Annotated in this window: 2 protein-coding genes; both read right to left on the reverse strand. The window is 71.1% G+C overall.

Features of this window, described 5'->3' with window-relative positions:
- On the reverse strand, positions 1-229 hold a 229-nt coding region (locus HMPREF3159_RS11145; protein ID WP_141748190.1), incomplete at its 3' end, for an RpiB/LacA/LacB family sugar-phosphate isomerase.
- A gap of 174 nt (positions 230-403) precedes the next feature.
- Positions 404-800 (reverse strand): DAK2 domain-containing protein (locus HMPREF3159_RS17945; protein ID WP_246821618.1); only part of this gene is annotated, 397 nt, incomplete at its 5' end.

Below are 800 nucleotides of genomic sequence, written 5' to 3' on the forward strand. Positions count from 1 at the left end.
CGACGCCCAGGCCCGTGCCGCAGATCAGCAGTGCCCGGTCCGCCTCGCCGGCGGCGATCTTCTCCGCCGCCTCGACGGCGACGTTGGGGTAGTAGGTGCCGTCCTCACGGCCGGTCACGCCCACGTCGATGACCTTCCCGACGCGGGGATCCTGCTCGAGCAGCTCCTTGAGCGCGGACTTGTGGCCGTAGCCGGCGTTGTCGGAACCGGTGACGATGGTCAGAGCCATGATCTTCTCCTTCGGAGTCGAGGAATAGGGGTCGGTGGAGCTGTTCCGGTGGTGATGGAACGCCGTCAGGTGGCGGCAGGCCGGGGGCGGGTCGAGTCGGGTGCGATTCTGAACCGCTTCCGGGCCCGAACTGGTTCAGAACTGCACACTTTCGAGGGTAGGCCTCTGCCCGGGTCAGGACAGGTACTGGCCGAGCTCGCGCATGAGGATCGAGAAGGAGATCGCGCCAGGATCGGGGGTGCCGACCGACTTCTCGCCGAGCACGCGGGCGCGGCCCAGGGTCGCGGTGATCTCGGCGGTCGCGTCGGCCGCCTCGCGGGCCACGTCCGCGGCCTGCAGGATCGCCTCGGCCGCGTTCTCGCCGCTGAAGGCCTTCGCGAGCTCCTCGCGGAAGGGCGCGGCGGCGTCGACCATGGTCTTGTCGCCCACCTGCGCGCCGCCGAGTCGCTGGATCGCGTCGATCCCGGCATCGACCGCGTCGACGACGGTGCGCGCCTCGGCGCCTGCTTGGTCGTCGTAGACGGCGCCGGCCGCGATGAGGGCCGCGCCCCACAGCGCGCCGGAGGTGCCG

The sequence above is a fragment of the Brachybacterium sp. HMSC06H03 genome (assembly GCF_001807385.1).
GTDB lineage: Bacteria > Actinomycetota > Actinomycetes > Actinomycetales > Dermabacteraceae > Brachybacterium > Brachybacterium conglomeratum.